We start from the raw sequence: 6649 nt of genomic DNA on the forward strand, positions 1-6649 counted from the left end.
CTGTATCAATTACACCGCCAGCATGCGCCCGGTTTCTTCCAGGTTCATGTGCCAGCTCAGTGCGTCACGCAGGATATGCGGGGTATGCCCGCCGACTGCGCAAGCAGCAGTGAAGTAGTCATTCAGGGCCGGGCGATAGTCCGGGTGAACACAGTTATCGATAATGACGCGGGCCCGCTCGCGCGGGGCCAGGCCACGGAGGTCGGCCAGGCCGATCTCGGTCACGAGAATATCGACGTCATGTTCTGTGTGGTCGACGTGGCTGACCATGGGGACCACGCTGGAAATCGCCCCGCCCTTGGCGATCGACTTGGTGACAAAAATCGCCAGGTGCGCATTGCGCGCGAAGTCGCCCGAGCCGCCGATGCCATTCATCATCCGCGTGCCGCAGACGTGAGTGGAGTTGACGTTGCCGTACAGGTCGAACTCCAGCGCGGTGTTGATACCGATGATGCCCAGGCGCCGCACCACTTCGGGGTGATTGGAGATTTCCTGGGGGCGCAGCACAAGCTTGTCCTTATAGTGCTCCAGATTCCCGAATACATCGGCATTGCGCCGGCTCGACAGGGTGATCGAACTGCCCGAAGCGAAGCTCAACTTGCCGGCGTCGATCAAATCGAAAGTCGAATCCTGCAGCACTTCGGAGTACATGGTCAGGTCTTCGAATGGCGAGTCGATCAAGCCGCACATCACCGCGTTGGCGATACTGCCAATACCGGCTTGCAGCGGGCCGAGTTTGTTGGTCATGCGACCGGCAGCCACTTCTTGCTTGAAGAAGTCGATCAGGTGGTCGGCGATGGCCTGGGTGTCTGCGTCCGGCGGCAGCACAGTAGAGGGCGAGTCGGATTGATTAGTGATCACGATCGCGACGATTTTTTCCGGCGGTATCGGGATGGCAGTGCTGCCGATACGGTCATCGACCTTCACCAGTGGAATAGGTGTGCGGGTAGGCCGGTAGGTAGGGATATAGATGTCGTGCAAGCCTTCGAGATTCGGGTTGTGCGCCAGATTGATCTCGACGATCACGTGTTTGGCGAAAATCGCGAAGCTGGCCGAGTTGCCCACCGAGGTGGTCGGCACGATATGGCCCTGCTCGGTGATCGCCACGGCTTCGATCACCGCGATGTCCGGCAGCTTGAGTTGCTGGTTACGCAGCTGCTCTACGGTTTCCGACAGGTGCTGGTCGATGAACATGACTTCGCCGGCATTGATCGCCTTGCGCAGAGTGCTGTCCACCTGGAACGGCATGCGTCGCGACAGTACGCCGGCTTCAGTCAGCTGTTTGTCGAGGTCGTTGCCCAGGCTGGCGCCGGTCATCAAGCTTATTTTCAGCGGCGTGACCTTGGCGCGCTCGGCCAGTGCATGAGGCACGGCCTTGGCTTCGCCGGCTCGGGTAAAGCCGCTCATGCCGACGGTCATGCCGTCCTGAATCAGAGCGGCAGCGTCGGCGGCGCTCATTACCTTGTCCAACAATGAAGGCAAGCGAATACGGTCACGGTACATGATTGTTATCTCGGGCAACGGAAGCAAGGTGCGCAGTCTAGTGAATTCGAGCGGCGCCCGTCCCGCTACCAAGGTCGCATTCGGGGCGTCTATTCCGGTGCTTTCAGGCAAAACACCTTTGCAGGATCGGTAACAGACGCAAACAAAAACGCCCCGACGAGTCGGGGCGTTCAGGTTGCCGAAGGTTTTTACTCGACGGCTTTAACCATGTCTTCGATGACTTTCTTGGCGTCGCCGAAAACCATCATGGTCTTGTCCAGATAGAACAACTCGTTGTCCAGGCCGGCATAGCCGCTGGCCATCGAGCGCTTGTTGACGATGATGGTCTTGGCCTTGAACGCTTCGAGAATCGGCATGCCGGCAATCGGCGATTTCGGGTCGTTCTTGGCTGCCGGGTTCACCACGTCGTTGGCGCCGAGCACCAGCACCACGTCGGCCTGGCCGAACTCGGAGTTGATGTCTTCCATCTCGAACACCTGGTCGTAAGGCACTTCGGCCTCGGCCAGCAATACGTTCATGTGGCCAGGCATCCGGCCGGCAACCGGGTGAATCGCATACTTCACGGTTACGCCGCGGTGGCTCAGTTTCTCGGTCAGCTCTTTCAAGGCGTGCTGCGCCCGTGCTACCGCCAGGCCATAGCCTGGAACGATGATCACGGTGTCGGCGTTGGTCAGCAGGAAGGTGGCGTCATCAGCCGAACCGGATTTCACCGGACGGGCTTCTTTGGAGCCCGCCGGGCCAGCATCCGCGGTGTTGCCGAAACCGCCGAGCAGCACGTTGAAGAACGAACGGTTCATCGCCTTGCACATGATGTACGAAAGGATCGCACCGGACGAGCCCACCAGCGAGCCGGCAATGATCAGCATCGAGTTGTTCAGCGAGAAGCCGATACCCGCTGCTGCCCAGCCGGAGTAGCTGTTGAGCATCGACACCACGACGGGCATGTCGGCGCCGCCGATCGGGATGATGATCAGCACGCCCATCACGAAGGCCAGGATCAGCATCAGGGCAAAGGCGCTGAAGTTGCCGGTCAGCATGAACGTGACACCCAGTGCCAGCGTCGCCAGACCCAGCAGCAGGTTCAGTTTGTGCTGACCGCTGAACTGTACTGGTGCGCCCTGGAACAGGCGGAACTTGTACTTGCCCGACAGCTTGCCAAACGCGATCACCGAACCGGAGAAGGTGATTGCACCGATGGCCGCGCCGAGGAACAGCTCCAGACGATTACCCGCCGGAATCGAATCGCCCAGATGTTTGACGATGCCCAACGACTGCGGCTCGACGACGGCTGCAATGGCGATGAACACCGCCGCCAGACCGATCATGCTGTGCATGAAGGCGACCAGCTCCGGCATTTTGGTCATTTCAACGCGCTTGGCCATGATCGAACCGGCGGTACCGCCGGCCAGCAGACCGACGATGACGTAGCCGATGCCGGCGGTAGCACCGCCTTGCTCAATGGAGAGCGCCGCCAGCTTATAGATGAGACCGATGGTGGTGAGGATCGCCAAGGCCATGCCGAGCATGCCGTACACGTTGCCGCGCCGCGACGTGGTCGGGTGCGACAGGCCTTTGAGGGCCTGGATGAAGCAGATCGACGCGATCAGGTACAGCGTCGTTACCAGGTTCATGCTCATTACTTGGGCGCCTCTTCTTGTACGGCTTTCGGGGCTTTTTTCTTGAACATCTCAAGCATGCGACGGGTGACCAGGAAACCACCGAACACGTTCACGGCCGCCAGAGCCACCGCCAGGGTGCCCATGGTTTTACCCAATGGTGTTACGGTCAAAGCGGCCGCCAGCATCGCGCCGACGATCACAATCGCCGAAATGGCGTTGGTCACCGCCATCAATGGCGTGTGCAGTGCAGGTGTAACGTTCCAGACCACGTGATAACCGACATAAATCGCCAGCACGAAGATGATCAGGTTGTAGATACCGGGGGAGATAAGCTCTTCCATCGTCTGAATCCCTGCTTAGGCGTTTTTGCGGATGACTTGGCCGTCGCGGCACATCAGGCACGCGGCGACGATGTCGTCTTCTAGGTTCACTTCGAACTGGCCTTCCTTGTTGAAGACCAGCTTCAGGAAGTCCAGCAGGTTGCGTGCGTACAGCGCCGAAGCGTCTGCCGCCACCGCACCGGCCAGATTGGTCGGGCCGACAATGGTCACGCCATTCGAGACCACGACCTGGTCCGCCACGGTCAGCGGGCAGTTGCCGCCCTGGGCTGCAGCGAGGTCGACAACCACCGAGCCTGGCTTCATCTGCGCCACAGTTTCGGCGCTGAGCAGTGTCGGCGCCTTGCGGCCCGGGATCAGTGCCGTGGTGATGACGATATCAGCCTGCTTGGCGCGTTCGTGTACGGCCAGGGCCTGACGCTGCATCCAGCTGGCCGGCATGGGGCGCGCATAACCGCCGACACCGACGGCGCATTCGCGCTCTTCATCGGTTTCGTACGGCACGTCGACGAATTTCGCACCCAGGGATTCAATCTGCTCCTTCACCGCAGGACGCACATCGGACGCTTCGATCACGGCACCCAGACGTTTTGCAGTGGCAATCGCCTGCAAACCGGCCACACCGGCACCGAGAATCAGCACGCGCGCCGCTTTCACGGTACCCGCGGCGGTCATCAGCATCGGCATGAAGCGTGGGTAGTAGTGAGCGGCCAGCAGCACGGACTTATAACCGGCGATGTTCGCTTGGGAGGACAGCACATCCAGGCTCTGGGCGCGGGAGGTGCGTGGCGCAGCTTCCAGCGCAAACGCGGTAATGCCGCATTCGGCCAGTTTGGCGATGGTTTCATTGCTGAACGGGTTGAGCATGCCCACCACGACGGTGCCGCTCTTGATCAGCGTCAGTTCGCTGTCGCTGGGGGCGACCACCTTGAGAATCAGCTCGGCACCAAACGCATCGTTGGCGCTGCCAATGGTTGCGCCTGCAGCTTCATAAGCACTGTCGACAACGCTGGCGTTAATGCCGGCGCCGCTTTGTACAGTGACCTTATGACCCTGGCCGATCAGCTTCTTGATGGTTTCCGGGGTTGCAGCAACCCGTGTTTCACCCGTCTGGGTTTCGAGAGGAACACCAATGTGCACGTCAAATCTCCTGCGTGATCTTATTGAGTAAACCCAGGCACTTCGGATGGTGCGGCTGGGGCGGCCGATCAGCACGGTCCCGCCAAATCAGGGCGGGGCGCGGCATTTTGCAGGCGAACTTTGTGCCCTTCAAGGGATTATGACGGGTGACGGAAAATTAACTACAAGTCACCCCGTGACCGAATGTCGCACCTCTCTGATAAATCCCTTGCAGGCCGTGGCTTCTAAGGTTTTTTGCCAAAATTCAAGAATTTACACATCCGCACGGTGAATAGGTTGTCATTGCTTGCCAATAGAGGCTCAAAGCCACGTACTCAAACGCTTGTGGGACGTTTGTACTGTTTTCAGTACAGTCTGTCGATATGCGACAAATACTTATATCTGTAGTACTTTTGTTTTATTGACTACGTGGTCAGCTAATCAGTGTGAGCCTTTATCCTTCTAGGTTGTAGCTATGTGCCTGATTTACCAGCCAGTCGCGAAATGCCTTCAAAGAGGCTGATTCGACCTTTCGATCAGGAATCATCAGGTAGTAGGCCTTGATGCTCGATAGTGCTTGGGCATTGGCAATGACCAGGCGCTTCTCCACCAATTCGCGCTGAATCAGGAATGGCGGAATCAGCGCGATCCCCATGTCATGCATCGCCGCTTGGGCGAGCATGGAGAATAGCTCGTAACGCGGCCCTGTCATGTCTCGCGGGATATTCAGGTTCTGTGAGTTGAACCATTGGCGCCAGGCATAAGGGCGAGTGGTCTGCTGCAGCAAGGGCAACTCGGCGATTTCACCGGGGCTCAGGTTGGTTTTTTGGCCCAGCAGCGTGGGGCTGCACACCGGCATCGGGTTCTCACCCATTAATCTGTGGGATTCGGTACCTGGCCAGTCGGCGTCGCCGAAATAAATGGCGGCATCGAAATCGGTATCGGCAAACAGGAAGGGGCGTGTACGGTTGGTGAGGTTGACTGTCACCTCCGGATGTTTGTGCTGGAAATCCTTGAGTCGTGGCAGCAGCCATTGAGTGCCGAAGGTCGGAACCACCGCCAGTTCGATCGAGTTGGCGCCTTGTTGGCCCATCACTGACAAGGTGTCCCGTTCAACCGCGTCGAGTTGGGTGGCCACCCTGCGGCTGTAGGAAAGCCCGGCTTCTGTCAGCTTCACTCCGCGCCGTGAACGTCGGAACAGTTCGACATTGAGGAACTCCTCGAGGCTGGCGATCTGCCGGCAAATCGCTCCCTGAGTGAGAGAAAGCTCCTGGGCAGCCTTGGTAAAGCTCTCGTGGCGCGCTGCCGCTTCAAAGCTGATCAGGGCTGTTGTGCTGGGGATCTTCCTGCGCATGTACGTCAACCTCACTAATGCATTGCATAAAGGCGATTTTGCAACGTTTCGGAGTGAGAAATTAGCACAACAGTATGCGAAAACCTCGTTTGCCGGGACGCCGAACCCGGCCTAGGATCAATCCACGTTATTTGACCCGATTCGAGAGGACTCACTCATGGGCGGTAAAGCTAGCTTCAACTGGATCGATCCCCTGTTGCTGGATCAACAGCTCACTGAAGAAGAACGCATGATTCGCGACACGGCCGAGCAGTTTGCTCAGCAGAAGCTCGCACCGCGTGTTCTCGAAGCTTTCCGTCATGAGAAGACTGACCCGGCGATTTTCCGTGAGATGGGTGAAGTGGGTCTGCTGGGTGCGACCATCCCTGAACAATACGGTGGCAGTGGCTTGAACTACGTCAGCTACGGCCTGATTGCCCGTGAGGTCGAGCGTGTCGACTCCGGCTATCGCTCGATGATGAGTGTGCAGTCTTCGCTGGTCATGGTTCCGATCAATGAATTCGGTACCGAAGCACAGAAGCAGAAATACCTGCCGAAGCTGGCCACGGGTGAATGGATTGGTTGCTTTGGTCTGACCGAGCCCAACCACGGTTCCGACCCGGGCGCGATGATTACGCGTGCACGCAAAGTGGAAGGTGGCTACAGCCTCACCGGCAGCAAGATGTGGATCACCAACAGTCCGATCGCTGATGTATTCGTGGTTTGGGCCAAGGACG

General features: G+C 58.5%; 6 protein-coding genes (1 of these 6 running past the window's edge). 1 reads left to right on the forward strand and 5 read right to left on the reverse strand.

The features are described from left to right. Nucleotides 1-9: 9 nt before the first annotated feature. From LOY36_RS00530 to LOY36_RS00550, 5 genes are all read right to left on the reverse strand, one after another. A complete protein-coding gene (locus tag LOY36_RS00530; RefSeq protein WP_258671842.1) occupies nucleotides 10-1503 on the reverse strand; it encodes an acetyl-CoA hydrolase/transferase family protein in 1494 nt (497 codons plus the stop codon). 188 nt (nucleotides 1504-1691) lie between these two features. Further along, nucleotides 1692-3140: an NAD(P)(+) transhydrogenase (Re/Si-specific) subunit beta gene (locus LOY36_RS00535; RefSeq protein WP_018927229.1), complete on the reverse strand. Its 1449-nt coding sequence runs from the start codon at nucleotides 3138-3140 to the stop codon at nucleotides 1692-1694. Continuing rightward, nucleotides 3140-3463, reverse strand: a complete 324-nt coding sequence (locus tag LOY36_RS00540) for an NAD(P) transhydrogenase subunit alpha (RefSeq protein WP_007940759.1) — start codon at nucleotides 3461-3463, stop codon at nucleotides 3140-3142. Before LOY36_RS00540 ends, LOY36_RS00535 begins: the two co-directional genes overlap by 1 nt. 15 nt (nucleotides 3464-3478) lie before the next feature. Continuing rightward, nucleotides 3479-4600 (reverse strand): Re/Si-specific NAD(P)(+) transhydrogenase subunit alpha, encoded by a 1122-nt coding sequence (locus tag LOY36_RS00545; RefSeq protein WP_018927228.1) that lies wholly within the window; start codon nucleotides 4598-4600, stop codon nucleotides 3479-3481. A gap of 433 nt (nucleotides 4601-5033) precedes the next feature. Then, a complete protein-coding gene (locus tag LOY36_RS00550; protein ID WP_258671843.1) occupies nucleotides 5034-5933 on the reverse strand; it encodes a LysR family transcriptional regulator in 900 nt (299 codons plus the stop codon). Between the two features lie 157 nt (nucleotides 5934-6090). Here LOY36_RS00550 and LOY36_RS00555 point away from each other — a divergent pair, with 157 nt between their 5' ends. Then, on the forward strand, nucleotides 6091-6649 hold the 5' portion of the coding sequence (locus tag LOY36_RS00555) for an acyl-CoA dehydrogenase (RefSeq protein ID WP_019651177.1). It continues 623 nt past the right edge of the window; only the first 559 of its 1182 coding nucleotides appear in the window; the start codon lies at nucleotides 6091-6093; its stop codon lies off the right edge, out of view.

This window comes from Pseudomonas sp. B21-019, assembly GCF_024749225.1.
Classification (GTDB): Bacteria; Pseudomonadota; Gammaproteobacteria; order Pseudomonadales; family Pseudomonadaceae; genus Aquipseudomonas.